Origin of the sequence: Dactylosporangium sp. NPDC006015 (genome assembly GCF_040614215.1) — a bacterium.
In the GTDB taxonomy this organism is placed as follows: Bacteria; Actinomycetota; Actinomycetes; order Mycobacteriales; family Micromonosporaceae; genus Dactylosporangium; species Dactylosporangium maewongense.
In genome coordinates, this window is the sequence record NZ_JBEXUD010000060.1 from 1 (window position 1) to 24882 (window position 24882).

Sequence of the window (24882 nt, forward strand, 5' to 3'; positions counted from 1 at the left end):
CACCATCAACGACACCCGCTCAACCGGCAACCCCGGATCGATCGGCAGAAACGCACCACCCGCCTTCCACACCGCCAACAACGCCACAACCAGATTCACCCCACGCCGCAGCCGCACACCCACCACCGACTCCGGACACACCCCACGCGCCACCAAAAGCCGCGCAAGACGATTCGCCCGAGCATCAAGCTCCCGATACGACACCGCCACATCACCATGCACCACCGCCGGCGCATCCGGAGTCCGCGCCACCTGCACCGCGAACAACTCCGGCAACGTCACATCCGGAACCTCGACACCCGGCCCGTTCCAGCCGGCCACCACTCGCTCCAGCGAGGTCGCGTCCAGGACGCCGAGCCCCGACAACGGTGCCGGTGCGCCGCTCTCCAGCGCCACGACCAACTCGCCGACGACGGTGTGCAGCATGCCGACCACCGCGGACGAGTCGATCGGTCCGACGGCGTCGACGGTGACGTTGAACCCGACCCCGTCGTCATCGACCGCCACCGTCAGCGGGTAGTTGGTGCTGTCCCGGCCGTACAGGACCCGCACGCCCTCGAGTGGTTCGCGCTCGTCGCCGCCGACGGTGTCGTGCCGGTAGTTGAACAGCGTGGTGAACAGCGGCTGGTCGCCGGGCACGGCGCTGACCCGCTGGGCCAGTGCGAGGGGCGCGTGCTCGTGCTCCAGCAACCGGGCCAGTTGCCCGCGCATCGCGTCGATCGCGGTCAGGACGTCCAGCTCGCCGGTGCGTACCCGGGCGGGGAGTGTGTTGATGAACAGGCCCGGCACCCGGTCCGCGCCGGCGCCCGCGTTCATCCGTCCGAAGAGGACGGTCCCGAACACGACGTCGTCACGCCCGGACACCACGGCGAGGACCCGCGACCATGCCACGTGCATCACCGTGGCCGGGCTGGCCCCCAACCGCCGGGCGGCCCGGCGCAGTCGCGCGGCCAGATCCGGTGCCAGTGGGCGGTGGGCCCGCACCGTGCCCGACCCGTCACCGCGCACGTCGGTCACGCCGAACGCCGCCGTGGGCTCGTCCACACCGGCCAGCAGTTCCCGGAAGAAGTCCTCATGCCGACCGCCCACCGTTTGCGCTCGGGCCTGCGCCACGAAGTCCCGGAACGGCAGCGGCGCCGGCAGATCGCCGATCCGGCCCGCGAGCACGGCCTGGATCTCGGCGACCACCGTCTCCAGCGCGGTGTGGTCCTGCACCAGATGGTGCGTTCGCAGCAACCCGAGCCACCGGCCACCCGGCACCTCGGCGACGTGGAGGCTCTGCAGCGGGGCGCGGCCCAGGTCCATCGCCCAACCTGCCACCGCCGCCAGTTCCGCCACCGCGTCGCCGGTGCCGGCGCGCAGCCTGACTTCGGTCACCGGGAGGGTCACGGAGCGCCACACGACCTGTACCGGTTCCCGCAGTCCTTGCCAGATGGCCGACGTCCTGAACACGTCGTGCCGGTCGACGACCTGTCGCAGTGCGGCGACGAACCCGTCGAGCCGGTCACGGGTGTCGAACTCGAGCGCGATCGACGTGACGTAGGCGTCCTCGCCGCCGCCGGCGAGCAGGTGGTGGAACAGGATGCCTTCCTGCAGGGGCGCGAGGGGGTAGATGTCCGCGACGTTGGCGGCGCCGCCCTCGACCCGGCTGACGACCAGGTCGATCTCGGCCTGGGTGAGCTCCACCAGCGGCAGCATCTGCGGCGTGATCGCTTGTGCGCCGGCCGGGATCAGGTTGGCCGGGACCTCGACCGTGGCCGGTCCGGCCACCTCGGCCAGCCCTGCCGGTGTCGCCGACGATGACAGGAACAGGGCTCGCGCGGACACGGCGACACCGCGTTTCCGCAGCCACTCGACCAGCTGGACGGCGAGGAGGGAGTGCCCGCCGAGGGCGAAGAAGTCGTCGTCGACACCGACCGAATCCACACCCAGCACTTCAGCGAACGCCATGCACAGCAACTCTTCCCGCAGGTTCGCCGGTCCGCGTCCGGCGCCGGCGGCAGACGCGAAGTCCGGCGCCGGCAACGCCCGCCGGTCCACCTTCCCGTTCACCGTCAACGGCAACGCATCGAGTACCACCACCGCCGACGGCACCATGTACTCCGGCAACCGCGCAGCCGCCACCTCCCGCAGCGCCGCGGCCAATCCGTCAGCGGCCGTAGCCGCGACGACATACGCGACGAGACGCCTGTCCCCCGGCTCGTCCTCCCGCGCGATCACCACCGCCTGCGCCACCCGCTCATCCGCGGTCAGCGTCGCCTCCACCTCACCAGGCTCGATCCGGAACCCACGAATCTTCACCTGCTCATCCGCCCGACCCACGAACAGCAACTCACCGCTGGCCGTCCAGCGGACAACGTCGCCGGTCCGGTACAACCGACTGGACGGCTCGAACGGGTCTGCGATGAACCGAGCCGCCGTCAGCCCGGCCCGGCCCACGTAGCCCCGCGCCAGCCCAACCCCGGCGACATACAACTCGCCCGCGACACCGACCGGCACCGGACACAGCCGGTCATCCAGCACGAACACCCGCGTGTTCACCACCGGACGACCGATCGCCACCAGCCCAGCGTCCGAATCGCACCGCCACAACGTGGCATCCACCGTCGTCTCCGTCGGACCGTACGAATTGAACATCCGACGCCCAGACGCCCACCGCGCCATCACCTCCGGCGGGCACGCCTCACCCGCCACCACGACCGACACATCCGGACCGATCGACGCCGGATCCAACAACGCCAACACCGCCGGCGGCAACGTCACCACCGACACCGACTCACGCGCCAGCAACCCCGTCAACGCCGAACCAAACCGCTGCCCAGCCGGGATCACCACCAACGCCGCACCCTGCAACAGGGCCATACACCACTCCCAGCCGAACGTGTCGAAACTCGCCGACGCGAACTGCCCCACCCGATCACCAGCACCCACACCGAGCAGACGCGCATGACCAGCCGCGAAACTCGCAAACCCCGCATGCGACACCAACACACCCTTCGGCCGACCCGTCGACCCCGACGTGTAGATCACATACGCCGGATGCGCCGCCACCAACCCCACCGGCTCCACACCACCCACCGCAGGCAAGCCAGCCTCATCCAGCACCAGCACCGGAACACCCACCGACCGACCCGCCCGCGTCACCACACCCGCCGACGACGCCGCCAACACCACCGCCGGACCGGCATCCGCCAGCATGAACTCGACCCGCTCCACCGGCAGGTCCGGATCGATCGGCAGATACGCACCACCGGCCTTCAACACACCGAGCAGGACGACCATCAACTCGACGCCACGCTCCAAGCACACGCCGACCACACGCTCCGGTCCGACCCCGAGACCACGCAGCATCGCCGCCACCCGGTCCGAACGAGCCGCCAGCTCCCCGTAGGACACCGACACCCCATCGCAGACGACCGCGACAGCGGAGGGATCCCGCGCCACCTGAGCGGCGAACAACGATGGGAGCGTCGCCTCCGCGAGCGGGACCGCCGTGTCGTTCCACTCCACCAGCACCCGGTGACGCTCGTCCGCGTCCAGCACGTCGACACGGGAGATCGGCAGGTCGGGGTCGGCCAGCAGCGAGTCCAGCACGCGCACCCACCGCTCGGCGATCGACGCCACGGTGGCGGGGTCGAACAGATCGAGCGCCCCGGTCAGCACCCCGTGCACGCCCGCCGGCGCGCCGCCGGCGTCGAAGGTCTCCGCCACGATGGTGTTGAGGTCGAACCTCGCCGCGGAGGTTCCGGCGGCCGCCGTGTCCTGCTCGCGAAGCCGAACCCCGGGCAGGTCCAGCTCCGCGTCGCCCGCGTTCTGGACCGTCAGCATCACCTGGAACAACGGGTGGCGAGCCAGCGACCGCGTCGGCGACAGCTCCTCGACCAGGCGCTCGAACGGCACGTCCTGGTTCTCGAACCCGGCCAGGCTCGCCTCGCGCACCCGCGCGAGCAACTGCGCGAACGTCGGGTCACCGGACAGGTCGGTCCGCATGACGAGGGTGTTGACGAAGAAGCCGACCAGGTCGTCGAGGGCCTCGTCACCCCGCCCCGCGACCGGCGTGCCGATGGGGACGTCGGTGCCGGCGCCCAGCTTCGACAGCAGGACACCGAGCGCGGCCTGCAACAGCATGTACGCCGTGACGCCCTCGGCCGCGGCGACCCGGCGCAGCCGCGCGTGCAGCTCGGCACCGATCCGTACCGGGACGGTGTGCCCGCGGTAGCTGGCCACGGCGGGCCGGCGCCGGTCGGTCGGCAGCGCCAGCTCTTCGGGCGCACCGGCGAGGGCCTGCCGCCAGTACCCGACCTGCCGGGCGATGAGGCTGTCCGGGTCGTCCTCGTCGCCGAGCAGGTCCCGTTGCCAGAGGGCGTAGTCGGCGTACTGGACCGGCAACGGCTGCCACTGCGGGGCACGGCCGGCCCGTCGGGCCAGGTAGGCGGTGGACAGGTCGGCAACCAGTGGCGCGGTCGACCAGCCGTCCCCGGCGATGTGGTGCATGACCACGACCAGCACCCGCTCGTCGCCGCCGGTGATCAGTTCCGCCCGGATCGGGATCTCCGCGGCCAGGTCGAAGGTGCGCCCGGCCGCGGCCAGGACCTGGGCGGGAAGCTCCGCCTGGCCGGCCTCGAGCGGCCGCACCCGCCAGTCCAGGTCCTCCATCGAGACGACGTGCTGGAACGGCCGCCCATCGGTGGTCGTCCGGAACACCGTGCGCAGCACCTCGTGCCGGCCGATCACGTCACGCAGCGCGGCCTCGAGCGCCGCCGCGTCCACCGCGTCCGAGAGGTCGAGCACCATCGGAACGTTGTAGAGCGCGCTCGGACCCTCGAGCCGGCCGATGAACCACAGCCGTTGCTGCGCGAACGACAGCGGCAAGCGTTCCGGCCGCGCCCACGGTGCCAGTGCCGGCCGGGCGGTTGCCGCGCCCGACAGCCGCTCCGCCAGCTTCGCCGGGGTCGACGCCTCGAACATCGCCCGCAGCGACAGCTCCGCCCCGAACACCGTCCGGACCCGACTCATCAGCCGGACGGCGAGCAGCGAATGCCCACCCAGCGCGAAGAAGTTGTCGTCGACGCCGACGTGCTCGATGTTCAACACCTCGGCGAACGCCTGGCACAACAGTTCCTCGCGGGCGTTGGCCGGGGCCCGGCCGGCGCCGGCCGTGGACATGAAGTCCGGGACGGGCAACGCCTTGCGGTCCAGCTTGCCGTTCACCGTCAACGGCAACGCGTCGAGGACCACCACCGCCGAAGGCACCATGTACTCCGGCAGCCGCCCACCCGCGAACCGCCGCAACTCCGCGTCGTCGACCGCGCCGACCACGTACGCCACCAGGCGCTTGTCGCCTGCGGTGTCCTCACGGGCGATGACCGCCACCTGGGCCACGTCCGGATGCGCGGCCAGCACGGCCTCGATCTCGCCCGGCTCGACCCGGAACCCGCGGACCTTCACCTGGTCGTCCGCCCGGCCCGCGTACACCAGGTCGCCGCCGGCGGTCCAGCGCACGACGTCACCGGTCCGGTACAGTCGGCCGCCCTCGTCGAACGGGTCGGCCACGAACCGCCCCGCCGTCAGTCCCGCCCGGCCCGCGTACCCGCGCGCCAGCGACGCGCCGGCCACGTACAACTCCCCCGCCACTCCCGGCGGTACCGGCTGCAACCGCGCATCCAGCACGTACGTCCGGGTGTTGGTGATCGGGCCGCCGATCACCGGCTCTTCACCGAGGGCGAGCGGTTTCGACATCGACGCGCAAACGGTCGTCTCCGTCGGGCCGTACGCGTTCACCAACCGCCGGCCCGGCGCCCACCGGTCGACGAGCTCTCCGGCCAGCGCCTCACCCGCCGACACGATCGTCGACACCGACGTCAGCTCGTCCGGTTCGAGGACCGCCAGCACCGCCGGCGGCAACGTCGCATGCGTCACCCGGTGCCGGGCCGCCAGCCCCACCAGACCGGCCCCGGGCAGCAGGTGCTCGGCCGGCGCCACCACCAGGCAGGCACCCGAGCACAGCGCCATCACCAGTTCCCAGGTCGCCGCGTCGAACCCTGCCGACGCGAACTGCAGGACCCGGCTGTCGCCGGCCACCTCGAACCGCTCCGCCTGCACCGCGGCCAGACTGGCCAGGCCCGCGTGCGTGACCACGACACCCTTCGGCGTCCCGGTCGAGCCCGACGTGTAGATCATGTACGCCGCCTGATCCGGCAGCACCCGGGTGCCCGGATCCGTCTCCGGCAGGCCCGGCAGCCCTGGGTCGTCCACCGCCACCATCGGCACGTCCGGCCCGGCCGGCGACCCGTCGGACACGACACACACCGCACCGGCGTCCGCCACCATGAACGCGGCTCGCTCGGCCGGCAGGCCGGGATCGATCGGCAGGTACGCGGCGCCGGCCTTCACCACCGCCAGCAACGCCACCACGAGGTCCACACCGCGGGGCAGGCACACACCCACCACCGCGTCCCGGGTCACACCCCGGTCGATCAGCAGCCGCGCCAGCCGGTTCGCCCGGCCGTCCAGCTCCGCGTACGACACCGACGAACCGTCGGACACGACGGCCGGTGCTCCCGGCGTCCGGTTCACCCAGGTCGCGAACAACTCCGGCAGCGTCGCGTCCGCGATGCCCGCCGCGGTGCCGTTCCACTCGTGCACGACGCGCCGCAGTGTCACCGGATCCAGTACGTCCACGCCGGACAGCGGCGTGTGCACGCCCCGGAGAGCGTCCTCCAACGCCGTCACCAGACCGTCGACGGCCGTACGGAACATCTCCCCGACCGCCCGCGGGTCGATCGGCGCGACCGCGTCCACGACCAGACCGAGGCTCCCACCGTCGTCATCGACCACGACGGCCAGCGGGTAGTTGGTCCGTTCACGGAAGTACACCGGCCGGACCTCGGCCGGGCCGGAGTCGCCGGGCCGGTTGTGCCGGTAGTTGAACATCGACGTGAACAGCGGGACGTCGGCCGGCAAAGCGCTCGCCCGCTGGGCGACGGTCAGCGGCACGTGTTCGTACGCCAGCAGCCCCGCCAGCTGGCCGCGCATCCCGGCGACCGCGGACAGCACGTCGACGTCGCCGGTGGGCATCCGCACCGGCAACATGTTCATCAGCAGACCCGACACGCGGTCGGACTCCGCTCCGGCGTTCATCCGGCCGAACAGCATCGTGCCGAACACCACGTCGTCCCGGCCGGAGACGACGGCCAGGAGTCGCGACCACGCCACGTGCATGATCGTGGCCGGGCTGGTGCCCAGGTGCCGGGCCACGTCGCGCAACCGCGCCACGACGTCGGCGTCCACGTCCAGATTCGCCGAGGCCAGCCCGGTGCCGTCCCGGCGTACGTCGCTGACCCCGAACGCGACGGTCGGCTCGTCCACGCCGGCCAGCAGGTCCGTGAAGTACCGCTCGTGCTCCCCGTTCGCCAGCCGGGCGCGGGTCTGGGCCACGTAGTCGCGGTACGGCAGCGGCTCGGGCAACGTCTCCGCCCGCCCGTCGAGGACGGCGCGGATCTCGTCCAGCAGGATCTCCACCGTCGTGTGGTCATGGACGACGTGGTGCATTCGCAGCAGCCCGAAGACGCGGCCGCCGGTGGTCTCGGCGACGTGCAGATCGAGCAGCGGCGCCCGCCCGAGGTCCATCGCCAGCCCGACCGACGACACCAGTTCGGCGGGGGAAGCGGCCGGCCCGACGTGAGCGACCGGCAGTGTCGCCGAGCGCCACACGACCTGGATGGGCTCGCGGAGACCGTCCCACACCACCGCCGTGCGGAACACGTCGTGCCGGTCGATCACCTGCTGCAGCGCGGCCGCGAACCCGTCCACCTGGGCACGGCCGGGAAACTCGAACACGAGCGGCGTGACGTAGACGTCGTCGCTGCCGTCGGCCAGGAGGTGGTGGAACAGCAGGCCTTCCTGCAGCGGAGCGAGAGGGTAGACGTCCGCGACGTTGCCCGCGCCCCCGGGCACGGCCGACACCACGCGGTGCAGTTCCGCGTCGGTCAGCCGAGCCAGTGGCAGCATCTGCGGGACGATCGTCCGGGCCCCGGCCGGGATCAGGTTCGGCGGGACCTGCACGGTGGCCGGGCCCGCCACCGCCGCGAGTCGCGCCGGCGATGCCGCATCGAACAGCACCTGCGGCGACACGGAGACGCCACGCACCCGCAGCCACTCCGCGAGCCGTACGGCCAGCAGTGAATGCCCGCCGAGCTTGAAGAAGTCGTCGTCGACGCCGACGGCGGCCACGCCGAGGATCTCGGCGAAGCCCTGGCAGAGCAGCTCCTCGCGGGCGTTCGCCGGCCCGCGGCCGGATCCCGCGGTGGACGCGAAGTCCGGCGCCGGGAGCGCCTTTCGGTCCAGCTTGCCGTTCACGGTCAGCGGCAGGGCGTCGAGCACCATCACGGCCGCGGGCACCATGTACTCGGGCAGCCGGGATCCGGCGAACTCCCGCACCTGCGCGCCGTCGGCCGGCCCGACCACGTATGCGACGAGTCGCTTGTCACCGGCGTCTTCGCGGGCGATCACCGCGACCTGGTGCACGCCGGGGTGCGCGGCGATGACCGCCTCGACCTCGCCCGGCTCGATCCGGAAGCCGCGGATCTTGACCTGTTGGTCGGTCCGGCCCAGGTACACCAGGTCCCCGCCGGCGTCCCAGCGCACCACGTCGCCGGTCCGGTACAGCCGGCCGCCAGCGGTGTCGAACGGGTCGGCGACGAATCGTTCCCCGGTCAGCCCGGCCCGGCCCACGTACCCCCGGGCCAGTTGGACCCCGGCCAGATACAACTCACCGGCCACCCCGACCGGCACCGGCGCGAGCCGCTCGTCCAGCACGTACACCCGGGTGTTGGCGACCGGCCGGCCGATCGGCACGACCGCGGACCCGGTGGGACGCACCTCGTGGGCGGTCACGTCGACCGACGCCTCGGTCGGCCCGTACAGGTTGAACAACCCGACGTCGGGCAGGGTCTCGAAGAACCGGTCCCGGACCGTCGCGCTCAGCGCCTCGCCGGAGCACACCACCCGGCGCAACCCGACACACTCCGCGGCCTGCGGTGAGGCGAGGAACGCCTCCAGCATCGACGGCACGAAGTGCACGGTGTCGACCTGGTCGTCCAGGATCAGATCGGCGACGTAGGCGGGGTTGCGGTGCATGCCGGGTTCGGCGATCACCATCACCGCGCCCTGGATCAACGGCCAGAACAGCTCCCACACCGACACGTCGAACCCGAACGGCGTCTTGTGCAACACCCGGTCGCCGGGGCGCAGGCCGAACCGTGCCTGCATCCAGTGCAGCCGGTTCACGATGCCGGCGTGCGACACCACAACGCCCTTCGGCACGCCCGTCGAACCCGACGTGTAGATGACGTAGGCCGCCTGATCCGGCCGCACCCGCACGCGCGGATCCGTTTCCGGCGACCGCTGATCGTCGACCGGCACCACCGGCACACCGACGTCCGGCATCGACGCGGCCGACACGACACACACCGCACCGGCGTCGGCGACCATGAACGCGATCCGCCCGGCCGGCAGGTCCGGGTCGATCGGCAGGTACGCGCCACCGGCCTTGGTCACGGCCAGCAGCGCCACCACCATCGGGACCCCGCGGGGCAGGCTCACACCCACCACCGAATCCGCGCCCACGCCGCGGCTCATCAACGAGCGGGCCAGCCGGTTCGCCCGGCCGTCCAGTTCCGCGTACGAGACGGGCGCACCCTCGAACATCACCGCCGGCGCGTCCGGCGTCCGCGCGACCTGGGCGGCGAACAGCTCCGGCAGCGTCGCGGCGGGAGCCTCGACCGCCGTGTCGTTCCACTCCCGCAGCACCCGGTCGCGCTCGGCGTCGTCGAGCAGCTGGATGTCGCCGAGCGCGCCCTCGGGCGTGGCGTTCGTGAACCAGTCGAGCACCCGCAGGAACTGACGGCCGACGCCCGCGCCGTCGTCCTCGTCGTGGAGGTCCCGGTTGAGCTCCATCGTCGCGATGACGTCGCCGGCGGCCGGCCGTCGGTACAGGTTGACGCGCAGGTCGTCGACGGGGCTGGTGACGATGCTGGTGTACGTCGCCGAACAGGTGCCGAACCGCGCCGGGTGCTCGAGCGGCAGGACGTTGACCACCGTGTCGTACAGGAAGCCGCCGCCGACGAGGCCGAGGTCGGCCATGAGGTCGGTGTACTGGTACCGCTGGTGGGCCAGGCCCTGCCGGGTCGACCGCGACACCTGCGCCACGAGCTCCGCGACGCGCATGTGCGGCGTCACCGTGAGCCGCACCGGCACGATGTTCGCCGTCATGCCGGGAATTCCGAGCTCGCGCCGCCGCGTACGGCCGTTGACCGTGACGCCGAGCACGATGTCCTGCGCGCCCGTGATGCGGTGCCGGTAGGCGGCAGCGGCGGCGATCACCAGCCCCGCGTACGTCGTGCCCAGCCGGCGTGCGGCGGCCCGCTGAGCGGCGGTCTCGTCGGCGGTGATGTCGTGGCGGTGCAGCACGGGCCGGCCGGCCAGGCGCCGCGCCGGGTGGCCGCGCGGCACGCTCGGTTCGGGGGCGCCGGACATGACGCCGAGCCAGTGGTCGCGGTCCCGGGCACGGTCGACGGACTGCCGGTACTCGTCGTCGGACCGCATCAGCACCGTGACGGGGGCCGGCGCCGGGCCGGTGGGCGCGCCGCCAGCCAGGAGCCCCTCGAAGATTTCGGCCAGCCGGCGTGCGAAGGCCGACATGCCGGACCCGTCGACCACGATGTGGTGGGCGCGCTGGTACCAGATGGTGTGCTCGTCACCCAGTCGCAGGATCGCGTGGCCGGTCAGCCAGCTCTCCACCAGTTCGACCGGCCGGTCGGCATCGGACCGCATCCAGTGCCCGGCGGCCGCCCGCGGGTCGGCCTCGGCGCGCAGGTCGACGACCTCGATCGGGTAGTCACCGGCGTCGGCGACGTACTGCCAAGGGGTGCCGTCCACCACGCGGATCCGCAGCCGGTACGCGTCGGCCTCGGCGACGACGAGCCGCAGCGCGCGGAGCAGGAGCTCGACATCCAGGGCGCCCCGCAGCTCCATGAACTCGCCCGCGGTGTAGGCCGGGCCGGCGGGCGCGAACTGCTGCGCGTACCAGATGCCGCGCTGCGCGGACATCAGTTCGTGGAGCTCCTGCGCTGACGAATCCATGGTGGTCAACCCCAAATCCTCGACGCGACAAGCGATGAGTTCGGACGCACCGGTCCGCAGGCAGGGCCGCGCCGCCCCGGCGGCCCGGGCGGCGCGGAAGGCGAAGGCGATGAGGTCATCGCACCGGCGGCCGGCTCGCCACCTCGACGATGTGGTCGGCCAGTTCGGCGAGGTTCCGCACGTCCCAGAAGAGGATGGGCTCGATGACCGCGCCCCACACCTCGTCGATCTCGCCGCAGAGCGCGAAGGCGTACACCGACTCCAGCCCGTACCGGCTCAGGTCGGCCCGCCCGTCGATCAGCTCCACCGGCTCGTTCAGGTAATGCGCGACCCGTGCGATCAGCCAGGCGAGGACGTTGTCCCGCGCGGGTTCGACGGCGATGGTCGCCTGCTCCGTCATTGATCTCCCCCAGGTCTGCGTCGAGTCTTCGGTCGGCTGTGCCGTCACCGCGGATCTGTCCGCAGGAGGCTCCGCACGCCGGGATCGAGCACGCTGTAGAGGGCCGTGACACCACCGGCGAGGAACTGCTGGCGCATCGCCCGGCGCTGGATCTTCCCGCTGGTGGTGCGCCGGACGGTCCCCTTCTTCACCAGCAGGACGTTGCGGACAGGCAGGCCGAGGGACGTGGTGAGGTGGCGCAGGACGTCGTCCGCGACGGCCGGCAGGTCATCCGCCCGCACCCCGGGATTGACCTCCTGGATCAGCACGATCCGCTCGTCGGGCGCGTCGACGCCGAAGGCCGCCCCGACACGTCCGTCGAGGGCCGGGTTCGCCCGACCGGCCTGCCGCTCCAGGTCGTGGGGGTAGAGGTTGCGGCCCCGCACGATCAGCATCTCCTTGAGCCGGCCGGTGATGTACAGCTCCCCGTCGACGACCGCGCCCAGATCGCCGGTCCGCAGCCAGCCTGGCGCGTCGTCGGTTTCGTCGGCCAGGTGGGCCCCGAAGGTCTCGGCGCTGAGCTCCGGCTTGTCCCAGTAGCCCAGGCCGACGCTGGCGCCACGCACCCAGAGCTCGCCGACCTCGCCGTCGGGCAGCACCGCGCGGGTCTGCGGTTCGACGATGCGCATCTGGTGCGACGGCGGAACGCCGACACCGACGATCTCCTTGCCGGTGCCGCTCGTGGTGGGCACGAGCCGCGGCTGGGGCGTCGCCTCCAGAGCCCGGGGATCGGCGACCAGCACCGGCGTCAGCAGGTCCCGGTGGCCGCCGGAGATGTAGCAGGTCGCCTCGGCCATGCCGTACCCGATGGAGTTGCTCTCCGGGCGCAGGCCGATGCGGGCGAACCGTTTGAGGAATGCGGTCATCGTCGGCACGTGGATGGGTTCGGCACCGTTGACGATGCAGCTGACCGTGGACAGGTCGAGGCCGTCGACGTCCTCCTCGCGAATGAGGCGCAGGCAGAGGTCGAACGCGAAGTTGGGCGCGCCGGTCGTCGTCGCGCGGAACCGGTCCAGCATCCGGAACCACTCCACCGGCCGCCGGACGAACACCGTGGGCGGCATGAGCACGGACGGGGCGCCGCACGTCAGCGCGAGACTGAGCTGCATGAAGAGGCTGTAGTCGTGGTGCAGCGGCATCCAGTTGGCGAATACGTCGCCCGCGCCGTAGCCGTGCCCGAGGCGGGTCCCGGCGACGTTGGCCAGGACGTTCCCGTGGTTCAGCATGACGCCCTTGGGCGAACCGGTGGAGCCCGAGCTGTACTGCAGCACCGCGAGCGTGTCGGGCGACACCTCCGGGAACTCCGACGGAGCTCCTGGCGGCGTCCCGTCGGCACCGGCATCGCCGGGCTCCTCGACCGGGACGTGGCCGAGGCCCAGGGACCGGAGCCGCTCGGCCACGTCGGCCGTGCCCGAGGCGGTGGTGAACACCAGGCCGGGCGAACAGTCACCGACGATCACCGCGACCCGTTCCGTGGCCGCGGCGGAGCCGCCGAGCGGCGGTGTCGGCACTGCGACCAGACCCGCGAGCAGGCACGCCACGTAGAGCTCGACGAACTCGGTGCTGGACGGCAGCGCGATGACCACCCGTTCGCCGGGAGCCACCCGGGCCCGCAGCGCCTCGGCGCGCCGGCCTGCGCGCGTGGCGAGTTCAGCGTACGTGAGTGTCGGGTGTTCGGTCTCGCTGGAACCGCGGTAGATCGTGAGAGCCGGACTGTCCGGGTGGGCCGCTGCCTGGTCGAGGAAGGCGGCACCCACGGTCCGGCGACCGAGTTGATCGATGGTCATAGGTTTCCTCCGTCGCAGGCTCTGCTCTGCCGTGCCCTGCGCCTGAGGACCGCACCGTTGTTTCGCGGCCGTGCATCGGAGCCGCCGGTCGGGCGGCTCCGGGCGCATCGGGGGCGTGCCCACTATGGCCCAGGCCCTGACTCTGATCAACGCCGTCCGCACACCCGTTCAACATCGGCGGTCGTCAGTTGAACAGGACCCGCATGGGCCTGCGCGCCAAGGAATTCGTTCAACTGAGCATCGGCCGCAGTTGAACGAATGCGCCGGGGCCCGCCGATCGTGATCGGCGGGCCCCGGCGCGAGGAAGGAGGAGGACTCAGCCGGCGCTGAGCTTGGTCCGCCGGACGATCAGCCAGACCGCGACGACCGCCAGCGCGGCAAGCCCCAGGTAACCGCCCGCGACGATGAGATGGAACAGCGGGAGCCGGCTGCTCGGCTGGTAGGTCACGTAGGTGAGCAGGTGGTTGCGCTCCACGCAGTCGGGGACCATCGTTCCCGACGAGTTGCTGAGCTCGGGGCACATGCGGAGCAGGTCGGCGTAGGTTACTTCGTGCCCGGGCGAGTCGTACAGGTTCGACTTCGTGTCGGGCCCGAACTGGATGAGGCCGCTGACGACGAGGGCGTTGTGATCCGCGCCGGCGGGGCCGGGCTCGCCGCTCTGCAGGTACACGACCAGTGGCTTCATCAGCGTCGGGTAGCGCCACTGAAGGCCCAGCAGGGCTCCGATGAATGCCGCGATGACGCCGAAGACGGCGGGCAGCGTGCGCTTGATGACGGCGCCGAGGGCGACCCCGACCGTGAACCAGCAGACGGCACTGGCGAGCGGGAGCAGTCCGGTGACCATGAAGGTCTGCACCGCGAACAGGCTGCCACCGACGACGGTGACATACGTGTGGGCCATGACGTGTGCGGCGACGGACACCAGCGCGGCCACGACGGCCACAAACGCGCCGAGCAGGGCCAGCTTGGTCCACAGCCAGCGCACCGGCGTGACGTCCTGGCTCCAGGCCAGCAGCAGCGTCCGCTGCTCGTGTTCCCGGGCCAGCAGCGGGACGCCGACGAAGATGCCGACCAGCAGCGGGGTGTACTGCGCGACCAGCGCGAGGAACTCCGCCTGGGTCTTCAGCCCGTAGCCACCGTAGATCTGGGCGTACTCCGGGGTGAACGGCTGGCACTTGGTGTTGTGGCAGGCTTCGTACAGGCTCGCCATGTCGGCGGAGACGTAGACCATCCAGCCCACGACCACGACCGCGAAGACGAGGAGGCTGAGGAGCACCCAGCGGTGCTGGCGCCACGTCAGCCACACCAGGCCACCGGCCCCGCCGGTGCGCGGTGTCGCTTCGCGGTGGTCCGGGGGGCTCGCGGCCGGCTCCGCCTCGGTCAGCGCCCTCATGCCGCTACCTCCATGTCCTCGCGCGCCCGGTTCGACGCCTTGAGGTGGGTGACAATCATGTGGTCCAGAGAAATGGGTTCGGCGGACCATCCGGGTGCGACGACGGCGGGCGCCGGCGTGTCCGGTAGCTGAACGACGAAGGTCGACTGCCGGTCGGTGTGCTTCACCTCGAGGATCCGCCCGGGGACCGGCGGCCGGTCCGCCCGGGGACCGGTGAACCGCATGTGCTGCGCGAGCAGCTGCTCGACGTCACCGACCAGGACGGGACGGCCCGCACCGAGCAGCAGCAGATGATCGCCGACGCCGCTGAGCTCGGTCACGATGTGGGTCGAGAGCATCACCGTCATGTCGCTGCCGGCCGTTTCGGCCAGCAGCTCCCCGGTCACCTCGTAGCGGGCCACCGGATCGAGGTTGGCCAGCGGCTCGTCGAGCAGCAGCACGTCCGGCCGGGCGCCCAGGGCGACCGCCATGGCCACCTGGGCCTTCTGCCCGCCGGAGAGCCGGCCGCAGCGGCGGTCCAACGGCACGGCGAAGCGCTTCAGCCACGACAGCGCCCGCTGCTGGTCCCAGACGCGATTGGTCGACCGCCCGAACCGCAGCATGTCGGCCACGGTGAAGTCCCGGTACAGGGGCTTGTCCTGCGCCAGGATCGCGATCCGGCCGCCGGTCCCGGCCCGCTCGGTCTCCGACACGGCCCGCCCGTTCACCAGCACCGCACCGGACGTGGGGGTCAGCATGCCGCTGATGATGCTCATCAGCGTCGACTTGCCGGCGCCGTTGGCGCCGACCAGCGCGATGATCCGGTTGGCCGGCAGCTGGAAACTGCAGTCCCGCAGCGCCCACATCTTGCCGTAGCGCTTGCTCACCTCGCGCGCTTCAACGGCGATCGACTGGTCGTTCACGCGACGCGTCCCTTCGAACCGAACGCGGCCCGCGTCCCCGGCTCCGCCGGCGGCCGGCCCTGATCGGCCTGCGCTCGCCGCAGGCAGTCCTCGGCGACCACCGAGGCGAACAGCGCCTGGACGTCCTCGTCCTCCAGACCCGCGTCCCGGGCCTGGCCCAGCCACCGGTTGAGGCCGTTGCGCAGGCGGGCCATCACGTGCGGATCGGCGTCACCCAACCGGCCGGTGACGAAGGTGCCCGCCCCCTGCCGCGCCTCGACCAGACCGCCCAGTTCCAGCTCCCGGTAGGCCTTCAGCACCGTGTTCGGGTTGACCGCGCACGCGGCGACCACACTGCGCACCGGCGGCAGCTGGTCGCCGGGCTGCAGCAACCCCATCCGGAGCGCCTCGCGCACCTGCCGGATCAGTTGCGCATACGCGGGGACGCTGTCGGACCGGTCGACATGGAACGTGATCACGTTCGGCCTTCTCCTCCCGTCGGGGATGTCCAATGAACTAGTGTTACTGAACACTAGAACACCTGAACACCGAATCCCAACCGACCCCGCCCGGCGCGCCGTTCAACCACGGCAACTCGCCGGTTGAACACGCGACACCGTTGACCGCCGCGACGGCGGCGCTCATGTTCAACCGCGGGCACGCCACGGTTGAATGGTGCACCGCGCGGCCCGCACAGGGGTCCACCGTCGAGGCAGGGATGGGAATTCATGGCGAAGCGCAGCCGGCCGGCTCGGGGTCTTTCACACATACGGTTGGACGACTCGATCACCCGCCAGCGGATCACCCCGGGAACGGTGCGACGGGTCATCCCGTACGTCTTCAAGCGCCCATGGACGATGGCCGCCCTGCTGACCACCACGGCGGTGGGCGCCACGATCAGCGCGTGCAACCCGCTGCTGCTCAAGGTGCTCATCGACGACGGGATCGGCCGCCAGCAGAAGGGAACATTGATCGCCCTGGCCGCCGTGATGGCCGGCCTGGCCGTCCTCGACGGTTTCGTCAGCTACCTGCAGGCGCGGCTCTCCGGCCAGGTGGGCCACGGGCTGGTCGCCGACCTGCGCGTCAAGATCTTCGACCACGTGCAGCGCCAGCCGGTGGCGTTCTTCACCCGCGCACAGACCGGATCGTTGATCAGCCGGCTCAACGCGGACGCGATCGGGACCCAGGAGGCAGTGACCACCCTGCTGTCACAGTCCCTGTCCATCATTCTCACGCTGGTTCTCGTCATCGCTTCGATGTTCTATCTGTCGTGGCAGCTCGCGATCGTGTCACTGCTGCTCATCCCCATCTTCATGGTGCCCGGCCGGATGATCGGCTTCCGGCTGGAGCGGCTGGCCCGCGAGGGCATGCAGACCGACGCCGACATCTCCTCGCTGATGAACGAGCGGTTCAACGTCGCCGGGGCGATGCTCACCAAGCTGTACGGCCGGCCCGACGAGGAGTCCCGGGCCTTCGCGACCAAGGTGCACCGCATGCGCGACGTGGCCATCCTGGGCACCGTCAACGGGCGGTTGCTCGGCATCATGCTCGGCCTGCTCACCGCCCTGACGAGCGCAGTGGTGTATGGATTCGGCGGCGTCCTCGTCATCGACGGAAACCTGCAGATCGGCACCCTGGTGGCCCTCTTCGCACTCATCACGAAGGTGTACGGCCCGATCGCCGCACTGAGCACGATCCAGGTCAACGTGGTGACCACCCTGGTGAGCTTCGACCGCATCTTCGAGGTCCTCGATCTGGAGCCGCTGATCAGTGAGCGTCCGGACGCGCGCGCCCTGCCCGCCGCCGGACCGGGCGCGACCGCACCTGACGTCGAGTTCGACGGCGTGTCCTTCCGCTACCCGACGGCCGCCGAGGTCTCGCTGGCCTCGCTGGAGTCCGTCAACCTCTCGGCGCCGGAGCGCTCCGACGACCAGACCGTGTTGCACGGCGTGACCTTCCGTGCCCCGGCGGGGAAGATGACGGCGCTGGTCGGCCCGTCCGGCGCCGGCAAGAGCACCATCACGCACCTGGTGCCACGGCTCTACGACCCGGTCGAGGGAGCCGTGCGGATCGGCGGCCACGACCTGCGGGAGCTGACCCTGGGGTCGGTCAACGAAACCGTCGGCGTGGTCGCCCAGGACGCGCATCTCTTCCACGACACCATCAGGGCCAACCTGACGTTCGCCCGGCCGGACGCCACCGAGGAGGACCTGATCGAGGCGTGCCGCGCCGCCCAGATCTGGGAAACCATCGCCGCGCTGCCGAACGGGCTCGACACGGTCGTCGGCGACCGCGGCTACCGCATCTCCGGCGGCGAGAAGCAACGTGTGGCGCTGGCCCGGCTGCTGCTCAAGTCGCCGCCCGTCGTGATCCTGGACGAGGCCACGGCCCACCTGGACTCCGAGTCCGAGGCGGCCATCCAGCGCGCGCTCGAGACCACCCTGGCCGGCCGCACGTCGCTGGTGATCGCCCACCGCCTGTCGACGGTCCGCAACGCCGACCAGATCCTCGTCATCGACGCCGGCCGGGTCCGCGAACGCGGGACCCACGACGAGCTGCTCGCCGCCGGCGGCCTCTACGCCGAGTTGTACCGCAGCCAGTTCGCCACCCAGCAGGTGTACGGCGAAAGCGGCGATCCCGTGGTCGCCACGCGCTGAGGACAGCGGCGGACGACAACGCCCTCCCGCGACGGCGAACGTCACGCGGGAGGGCGTTTGAGCGATGCGTCAGTGCTTGGCGAGAAACTCGATGATCGCGGTGTTGACCTCGTCCGGGCGCTCGATGTTCCCGAGGTGACCGGCCCGGTCGATCTCGACGAGGTCGCAGTCCGGGATCGCGTCGGCGACCTCGGCCCCCAGGTGCGGCGGGCAGATCAGGTCGTCGGCGAAGGCGATCACCCGGCACGGAACCGTGATCCGGCGCAACGCCTCCCGCCGGTCCGAGCCGTCGTCCGCCCAGTCCTGTCCGTTCGGCTCGCCGGAGTTGCCGGACAACTCGAAGACGTCCAGCCACAGCGAGACCGCGGCGTCGTCGTTCAGCGTCTTGGGCGAGAACATCTGCAGGACCGTCGTCGGGGCCGAGTACGCCCCGGGCAGTTGCACGCCGTGTTCCGACAGCGCCTGGTCCGCCCGGATCAGACCCCGACGGACGAGATCCGACCGGGACCTGGTCGCCATCAGCACGGCCGAACGCACCACGTCCGGACGCCGCCGGGCGATCTCCTCGGCGATCATCGCGCCCAGCGACGTGCCGACCACGTGGCACGGCCCGAAGTCGAGAGCCTCGATCAGCCCGATGGTGTCGGCGACCATGTCGGCCATGCTGTACCGGCCCGGCGGCGCGTCGGACGGCGCGATGCCGCGGTTGTCGAACGTGAGGCACCGGTAGCCGGCCCTGGTCAGCGCGGGCGTCTGATGCGCGCCCCACACCCGGCCGCTGGCCCCGGATCCCATGATGAGCAGGACTCGTTCTCCTGCGCCGGTGAGCTCGTACGAGAGCCGAATACCGTTGGCGGTGACGTATCCCATGGTGCGGCCGCAGCCCCCTTCAGACGAGGCAGCGTCGGCCGCGGCGGCGACGCAGGCCCCGGCGATCGTCACGCCGTCCTGGTCAGGCCGGGCCGAGCTGCCAGACATTGCGCCACAAACAGTGCGGGTGTTCAACCGCATACCTCAGCGGTTGAACACCGGCCTTTGCACTCAGCTCGGCTGCGCTTCCAGGCTCGCCTGCTCGCGCTTCTCCTGGTCCATCTTCGCCATCGCCTCGATCAGGCTCTTCGGGCGCATGTCGGTCCAGTTCTTCTCGATGTACTCCAGGCACTCGTCCCGGGCCGCCTCGCCGAACACGGTCGTCCAGCCCTTGGGCACGTTGGCGAAAACCGGCCACAGCGAGTGCTGCCCCTCGTCGTTCACCAGAACGAGGAACCGGCCTTCGGGGTCGTCGAACGGGTTCATCACGCCGCCCTTTCATTCAGAAAGATGGATCGCGTCGGCGCCCGATCGCGGCGGTACCGCCATGCGGCATCCGGACAAGGTCACCGACCCGAGCGCGGGAAGGCTCGGTCCGCTCCGGGAACGCGGCTCACTATGACCCACCGCCAGGGTTCCGATCAATGTCGACGGAAACGGTGCGCACGACACACCGTTCAACCTCGTCAGCGCTTCAGTTGAACGCACATCGACGCGGTTGGCCCGATCGCGGCGCGATGCCATAGTGAGGCCTCGCGATGCCAGGTGCGCGTGGTGGCGGAGACGCGATTCCCTCAGACCTTGGACAGCGGCGAGCTTCCCGCCACCATTCCAACGTGTTCCCGCGGCACTGACCAATCTACGTGGAGGACACTGATGAGTGACGCTGGCGAGCCGCGGTTCCTGCGCTCCAACGCGATTCTGGAGCCGCTGGTCGACCGCTTCTACGCTTGGCTGCACACCGTCGCGCCCGTGCAGGGCGCCATGAACCTCGCCTTCCTGCAGGTGCCGCTGCTCGAGTCGTATCTGGAGAACCCCCAGGTGCACATCGCGGCGGTGAACAACCCAGAGCTGCGCGGCGGCTACTTCGTCGGCATCGACGAGGCCCGCAAGCAGGAGGTCGCCGAGCTGCTCGCGTCGATCAAACGCGACCGCGCCGACATGCTCGCCTTCGCCAAGGCCATCATCGAGGGCGCTGACCTGGTGCGGGAGTCGGCCAACGGCTTCGACCTCACGCCGCTGTACCCGAAGCTGCCCGGCCTGCTCAACGGCATGGTCGAGCTGGCGTACGACGCCGGCAACCAGGCCTCCCTGCACTTCATGGAGCCGGTGGTCTACAAGAGCGCGCTGTTCGACGAGTCACGGCAGTCGGTGCAGCTGTCGCTGGAGGACGGCATCGAACGCCCGTTCATCCTCGCCACGCCGCGCCTGCCCGGACCCAAGGTGCTGGACCTGCAGCTGCCGTTCCGCCACCCCGGCCTGGAGGAGCTGGTGAAGGCGCGCATCCAGCCGACCACCGCGGGCCGGCTGCGGGAGGCGCTGGAGCTCGACGACGCGCAGGCGCTGTGGCTGGACCGGCTGCTGGACACCAAGCCCAGCCTCAGCCCGGACCGGCACATCGAGGCCGGCGGCCGCATCCGCTACTTCGGCCACGCCTGCCTGGTGATGCAGACCTCACAGGCCGCGATCGTCACCGATGCGTTCATCAGCGCCGACAACACCAAGGGCGACCGGTACACGCTGGACGACCTGCCGGACTTCATCGACCTCGTCCTCATCACGCACGGCCACCAGGACCACATCGTGCTGGAGACGCTGCTGCAGCTGCGCGGCCGGCTCGGCGCGGTCGTGGTGCCCCGCTCGTCCAAGGGCAGCATCGTCGACCCGTCGCTCGGCGCATACCTGCGCAGCATGAACCTGCCGGTCATCGAGGTCGACGAGTTCGACGAGATCCCCTTCCCGGGCGGGAAGGTGACCGCCACCCCGTTCCTCGGTGAGCACTCCGACCTCGACATCCGCTCGAAGTCCACCTATTGGGTGGAGCTGGCGGGCAAGAAGATCTTCGTCGGTGCGGACTCCTCCGGCATCGACCCGGTGCTGTACCGTCACATCCGCAACCACCTCGGCAAGGCCGACATGGCCTTCCTGGGCATGGAGTGTGACGGCGCGCCGCTGACGTGGCTGTATCAGGCGATCCTCACCGTCACGGTGTCGAAGAAGATGAGCAAGTCGCGGAAGCTGTCGGGCTCCAACGCCGAGCAGGCCGCATCCATCATGACCGAGCTCGGCTCGGACGAGGCGTACATCTACGCGATGGGCGAGGAGAGCTGGCAGGGCCACGTCATGGCCACCACGTACAACGAGGACACGTACCAGATCAAGCAGATCGAGGAGTTCCTCGGCTGGTGCGCCGACAAGGGCATCACCGCCGAGCACCTGTTCAACAAGCGCGAGTGGCGCTGGTCGTAGGCGACGTGCCCACAGCGGAAGGGCCGGCCCCCACTCACGGGGGCCGGCCCTTCCGGCGTTCGTTGATCGCGTGCGGACGATCAGGCCATGTTGCGGGTGCGCTGCTCCAGATCGTCGGCAACGCGTTGCCACTCGACGGCGCACCGGCGCGCCACATCGCTCAGCACGTAGGCCGCGTGCGGTGGCAGCCCGTCGCTCACCTCCCGCCACTCCTCGGGGACCAGCACCTTGGACAGCACCCACCGCAGCAGCCGGCGGCCCCCGTCGGTGAGCCGCAGCGACGGGTCCGCCTTCAGCCCGTGCATCAGCGCCTCGATGCCGATCACATCAGACGTGGCGACCTGCCCGGTGTCGCGCGCCGGGCCGGGCTGCCGGCGGTCCCGGCCCGGCTGCACGGGGCTCTCGCCGCGCTCCAGCCGTTGCCGGACGTCGCGCGCCGTCGCCACCGACAGCCCGGCGTTGCGCGCTATCAGCCGCAGCGACGCGTCCGGGTGCTCGGCGATGAACTCGGCCGCCCGCAGCCGCCCCACGGCGCTGTCCACCGGACGCACGCGTCCGTCACGACCGGTCCGTGCGTGTTGTTCCTCGAGTTCGTCGAGCTCTTCCGTCAGGCGGCGGCGGACGTTCGCGACTGAGCGGGCACTCAGCCCGGCTGCCGCCGCGATCGCACGGTCCGACCAGCCGGGATAGGTCACCATGATCCGCTCGGCGGCGGTCGTGCGGTCCAGCAGTGACAGCGGCCGGCCGTGGGTGATGTTGGCCTTCACCCCGAGGACGAACGCCTCCTGCTCCGGGCCGTCGAAGAACTGCACCTCGATCGACTCGTCGTTGCGCAGCTGCGCGGCCCGCAGCCGGTGCATGCCGTCGATCACCCGCATCGTCGGGCGGTGCACCAGAATCGGCGGAAGTCTGGACTCGACGCCCGCCAGCATCTGGATGTGCTCGAAGTCCTCGCCACCCAGCCGGGGCGAGTCCGCCGCGCGCAACGACGCGATCGGCACGAACTGCGTCGGCGACGCTCCACCGACCAACAGGTCGAGGTGTTTTCCACCGACCGGTTCGGGCCCCCGTGACGCCGATCGTTCTGGTCTGGTCTTTGCAATGTTCGAATGTTCCAAGCGGGCTCCCCCGTCGCAAGCCACCCCGGACTGGCCATGCCATTCGCAGCCTAACCATCGGCCGGTGGGCCCCGCCGAGTTCCATCGAGATACTTATATGGCATTGTCCCGGGGGAATCAGCGTGTTATGTGGGTCGGTGCCCGGTCAGGGGACGGCGGGGCGGTCGCGCTCGACGGCCTCGTAGAGGGCGCGGATGTTGGCGGACCCGAACCCGCGGGCCCCGTGCCGCTGGATGAACTCGTAGAACAGCGTGTTCCGCGGGTGCGGTGAGGTGGTGAACAGCTGCAGCAGGTAGCCCCACTCGTCGCGGTCGGCGAGCACATTGGTGGCCCGCAGCCGGCCGATCTCCTCGGGGATGTCGGGGAACCGCGCGGCGAGCGCGTCGTAGTACGGCGCCGGTGTCTGCAGGAAGACCACCCCGCGCGCGGCGGCCTCGGTCACCGCGGCAACGATGTCGTCGACCAGCAGCGCCAGGTGCTGCACGCCTGGGCCGTCGTTACGGCGCAGGAACGCGTCGAGCTGGCCCGTGCCGGTCGTCGATCCGGGCGCCACCAGCGTGAACGTGACCTCGCCGGACGCACTGCGCACCACCACCGAGTCCATCGAACTGTCGCCGACGTCGACGAACTCCGAGGAGTACCGCTGGAGCCCGAACGCGGCGTAGAACTCCACGTGCCGCTCCAGCGAACCGCCCTCCACACAGATCGCGACGTGGTCGAGCAGCCGGATCCGAGCCGCGGGGCGCTGCCGGTCTGCCACCGGCACCCACTCGCGGCCGGGCGGGAGCCCGCCGGCGCGGGACTCCGGCACGAGCGTGTGCCGGACGGCCCCGAAACCGGAGACGACCGGAGCCTCGCCCGTGGCACCGAGGTCGGCCGCGCCCGCCGCGAGAGCCGCGGCACGGGTGCCGGTCACGTCGGAACAGGCGAGCGCGATGTCGGCGATGCCGTCGCCGTGCGCCTCCAGGAAGTCCTCGGTGCCGTCCCCGGACGTCACGACCAGCCGCAGGGTGCCCTGCTGCAGCAGGACGGCCCGCGACGTCCGGCCGGCCGCCTCCGCGACCCGGGACAGCCCCAGTTCCGTGGTGAGGTGCTCGACCGTCCTTTCGTGATCGCCGGCGTACAGCTCGATGAAGGGAATGCTCCGTGCCACCATCCGGCCTCCTGCGAGCGCAGTTCAGGATTTCTTCCGGGCCGTGTCGTGCGCGCCGATCCGCTCATAACACGCCGGCTCGGCGCTCACGCCGGCCTTCGACCCGTGTCGATCGCAGCGTATGCCCTGTCCGGCCACGGTCCGGCGTACGGCCGCGGACGCCCGGCCACGCGTTCCCAAAGCAGGGCCGGGCTGCTAGGGGCCGTGGCCTCGTTCAACTGAACATCAGCACGGTTGAACACCCGTGTCAGCGTCCACGCCAGTGTGGTTCGCGCTTTTCGGTGTACGCACGCGGCCCCTCGACGGCGTCCTCGCTGTGCATCCGCCGCCGCTCCCAGGCGAACGGGGCCGCGAACGCGTCGTGCAGTGGCATGTCGAGGGACCGCATCACGGCCTCCTTGAGCGCGCGGACGGCCAGCGGCGCCGCCCGCACCAGATCCGCGGTCCACTCCCCCACGCACGCGTCGAGCCGGTCGGCCGGCACGACGTCGTTCACCAGCCCGAGGCGCAGCGCGTCGCCGGCGGTCATCCGGCGGCCGGTCAGCAGGTACCCCATCGCGGTCTTCAACGGCAGTTGCCGGGCGAGGCGAAACGCGCCCCCGGCGCCGGGGACGAGCCCCAGCCGGACCTCCGGCAGGGCGAAGACCGACCGGTCGCTGGCCACGATGATGTCGCACGCGAGGGCGAGCTCGAACCCGCCGCCCAGCGCGTAACCGTCGACCCTCGCGATCACGGGTTTGGTCAGGTCGAACCGCTCGGTGAGCCGGGGCCAGCCGGGCTGCCCGCGGCTGCCGAACGTCGTCGGCGCCGCGCCGGCCGCGTTCAGCCGCGCGCGTTCGCGAAGGTCCTGGCCGACTGAGAAGGCCCGCTCGCCGGCGCCGGTGAGCACCGCGACCCGCAGCTCGTCGTCCGCCTCGAAGTCGTCCCAGACCGTCGCGAGCTCCTCGTGGGTGCGCAGGTCCAGGGCATTGAGCACGGCCGGGCGGTCGATGGTGACATGGGCGACGCCGTGCTCCTTCCGGTACCGCACGCG

13 protein-coding genes are annotated in these 24882 nt (G+C 71.0%); 2 read left to right on the plus strand and 11 right to left on the minus strand.

Translation table 11 applies throughout. The features are described 5' to 3' along the window. The 6 genes from ABZ321_RS51735 to ABZ321_RS51760 form a co-directional block, all read right to left on the minus strand. A partial coding sequence (locus ABZ321_RS51735) for an amino acid adenylation domain-containing protein (RefSeq protein ID WP_354903790.1) occupies nucleotides 1–11142 on the minus strand: 11142 nt, incomplete at its 3' end. Nucleotides 11143–11257: 115 nt separating this feature from the next. Continuing rightward, the gene (locus ABZ321_RS51740) at nucleotides 11258–11542 is read right to left on the minus strand and encodes an acyl carrier protein (protein WP_344514553.1); all 285 of its coding nucleotides are present in this window, start codon (nucleotides 11540–11542) and stop codon (nucleotides 11258–11260) included. Nucleotides 11543–11586: 44 nt separating this feature from the next. After that, nucleotides 11587–13368 carry a fatty acyl-AMP ligase gene (locus ABZ321_RS51745; protein WP_354903791.1) on the minus strand — a complete coding sequence of 594 codons (1782 nt, stop codon included), beginning with the start codon at nucleotides 13366–13368 and terminating at the stop codon, nucleotides 11587–11589. A 316-nt stretch (nucleotides 13369–13684) separates the two neighbouring features. Then, entirely contained in the window at nucleotides 13685–14761 is a 1077-nt protein-coding gene (locus ABZ321_RS51750) for an ABC transporter permease (protein WP_344514549.1), read from the minus strand. Then, nucleotides 14758–15663: an ATP-binding cassette domain-containing protein gene (locus ABZ321_RS51755; protein WP_344514547.1), complete on the minus strand. Its 906-nt coding sequence runs from the start codon at nucleotides 15661–15663 to the stop codon at nucleotides 14758–14760. Before ABZ321_RS51755 ends, ABZ321_RS51750 begins: the two co-directional genes overlap by 4 nt. Beyond that, nucleotides 15660–16121, minus strand: coding sequence for a GntR family transcriptional regulator (locus ABZ321_RS51760; protein ID WP_344514545.1), 462 nt, complete (start codon nucleotides 16119–16121; stop codon nucleotides 15660–15662). The genes ABZ321_RS51755 and ABZ321_RS51760 overlap by 4 nt, the downstream gene beginning before the upstream one ends. 294 nt (nucleotides 16122–16415) lie before the next feature. On the opposite strand from ABZ321_RS51760, the gene ABZ321_RS51765 reads away from it, so the two are divergent. Next, a complete protein-coding gene (locus ABZ321_RS51765; protein WP_344514544.1) occupies nucleotides 16416–18299 on the plus strand; it encodes an ABC transporter ATP-binding protein in 1884 nt (627 codons plus the stop codon). A 69-nt stretch (nucleotides 18300–18368) separates the two neighbouring features. Here ABZ321_RS51765 and ABZ321_RS51770 read toward each other — a convergent pair whose 3' ends face one another. Beyond that, on the minus strand, nucleotides 18369–19241 hold the full coding sequence (locus ABZ321_RS51770) for an alpha/beta fold hydrolase (protein ID WP_344514542.1): 873 nt from the start codon (nucleotides 19239–19241) through the stop codon (nucleotides 18369–18371). A gap of 99 nt (nucleotides 19242–19340) precedes the next feature. After that, nucleotides 19341–19595 carry an MbtH family protein gene (locus tag ABZ321_RS51775; protein ID WP_344514540.1) on the minus strand — a complete coding sequence of 85 codons (255 nt, stop codon included), beginning with the start codon at nucleotides 19593–19595 and terminating at the stop codon, nucleotides 19341–19343. A gap of 390 nt (nucleotides 19596–19985) precedes the next feature. On the opposite strand from ABZ321_RS51775, the gene ABZ321_RS51780 reads away from it, so the two are divergent. Further along, the gene (locus ABZ321_RS51780; protein WP_344514538.1) at nucleotides 19986–21578 is read left to right on the plus strand and encodes an MBL fold metallo-hydrolase; all 1593 of its coding nucleotides are present in this window, start codon (nucleotides 19986–19988) and stop codon (nucleotides 21576–21578) included. An 80-nt stretch (nucleotides 21579–21658) separates the two neighbouring features. On the opposite strand, the gene ABZ321_RS51785 is transcribed toward ABZ321_RS51780, so the two are convergent. The 3 genes from ABZ321_RS51785 to dpgD form a co-directional block, all read right to left on the minus strand. Further along, nucleotides 21659–22609 (minus strand): ParB/RepB/Spo0J family partition protein, encoded by a 951-nt coding sequence (locus ABZ321_RS51785; protein WP_354903793.1) that lies wholly within the window; start codon nucleotides 22607–22609, stop codon nucleotides 21659–21661. Between the two features lie 232 nt (nucleotides 22610–22841). Beyond that, nucleotides 22842–23852, minus strand: coding sequence for a 4-hydroxyphenylpyruvate dioxygenase (hppD, locus tag ABZ321_RS51790; protein ID WP_354903795.1), 1011 nt, complete (start codon nucleotides 23850–23852; stop codon nucleotides 22842–22844). A gap of 244 nt (nucleotides 23853–24096) precedes the next feature. After that, complete coding sequence (gene dpgD, locus ABZ321_RS51795) at nucleotides 24097–24879, minus strand: enoyl-CoA-hydratase DpgD (protein WP_344514533.1); 783 nt, start codon at nucleotides 24877–24879, stop codon at nucleotides 24097–24099. Nucleotides 24880–24882: the final 3 nt, after the last annotated feature.

Bases quoted from the DNA above. Each gene is read 5' to 3' on its own strand.
- hppD (WP_354903795.1), bottom strand. From the start codon at position 23,852: ATGGTGGCACGGAGCATTCCCTTCATCGAGCTGTACGCCGGCGATCAC.
- ABZ321_RS51775 (WP_344514540.1), bottom strand. From the start codon at position 19,595: ATGAACCCGTTCGACGACCCCGAAGGCCGGTTCCTCGTTCTGGTGAAC.
- ABZ321_RS51780 (WP_344514538.1), top strand. From the start codon at position 19,986: ATGAGTGACGCTGGCGAGCCGCGGTTCCTGCGCTCCAACGCGATTCTG.
- ABZ321_RS51740 (WP_344514553.1), bottom strand. From the start codon at position 11,542: ATGACGGAGCAGGCGACCATCGCCGTCGAACCCGCGCGGGACAACGTC.
- ABZ321_RS51750 (WP_344514549.1), bottom strand. From the start codon at position 14,761: ATGAGGGCGCTGACCGAGGCGGAGCCGGCCGCGAGCCCCCCGGACCAC.
- ABZ321_RS51745 (WP_354903791.1), bottom strand. From the start codon at position 13,368: ATGACCATCGATCAACTCGGTCGCCGGACCGTGGGTGCCGCCTTCCTC.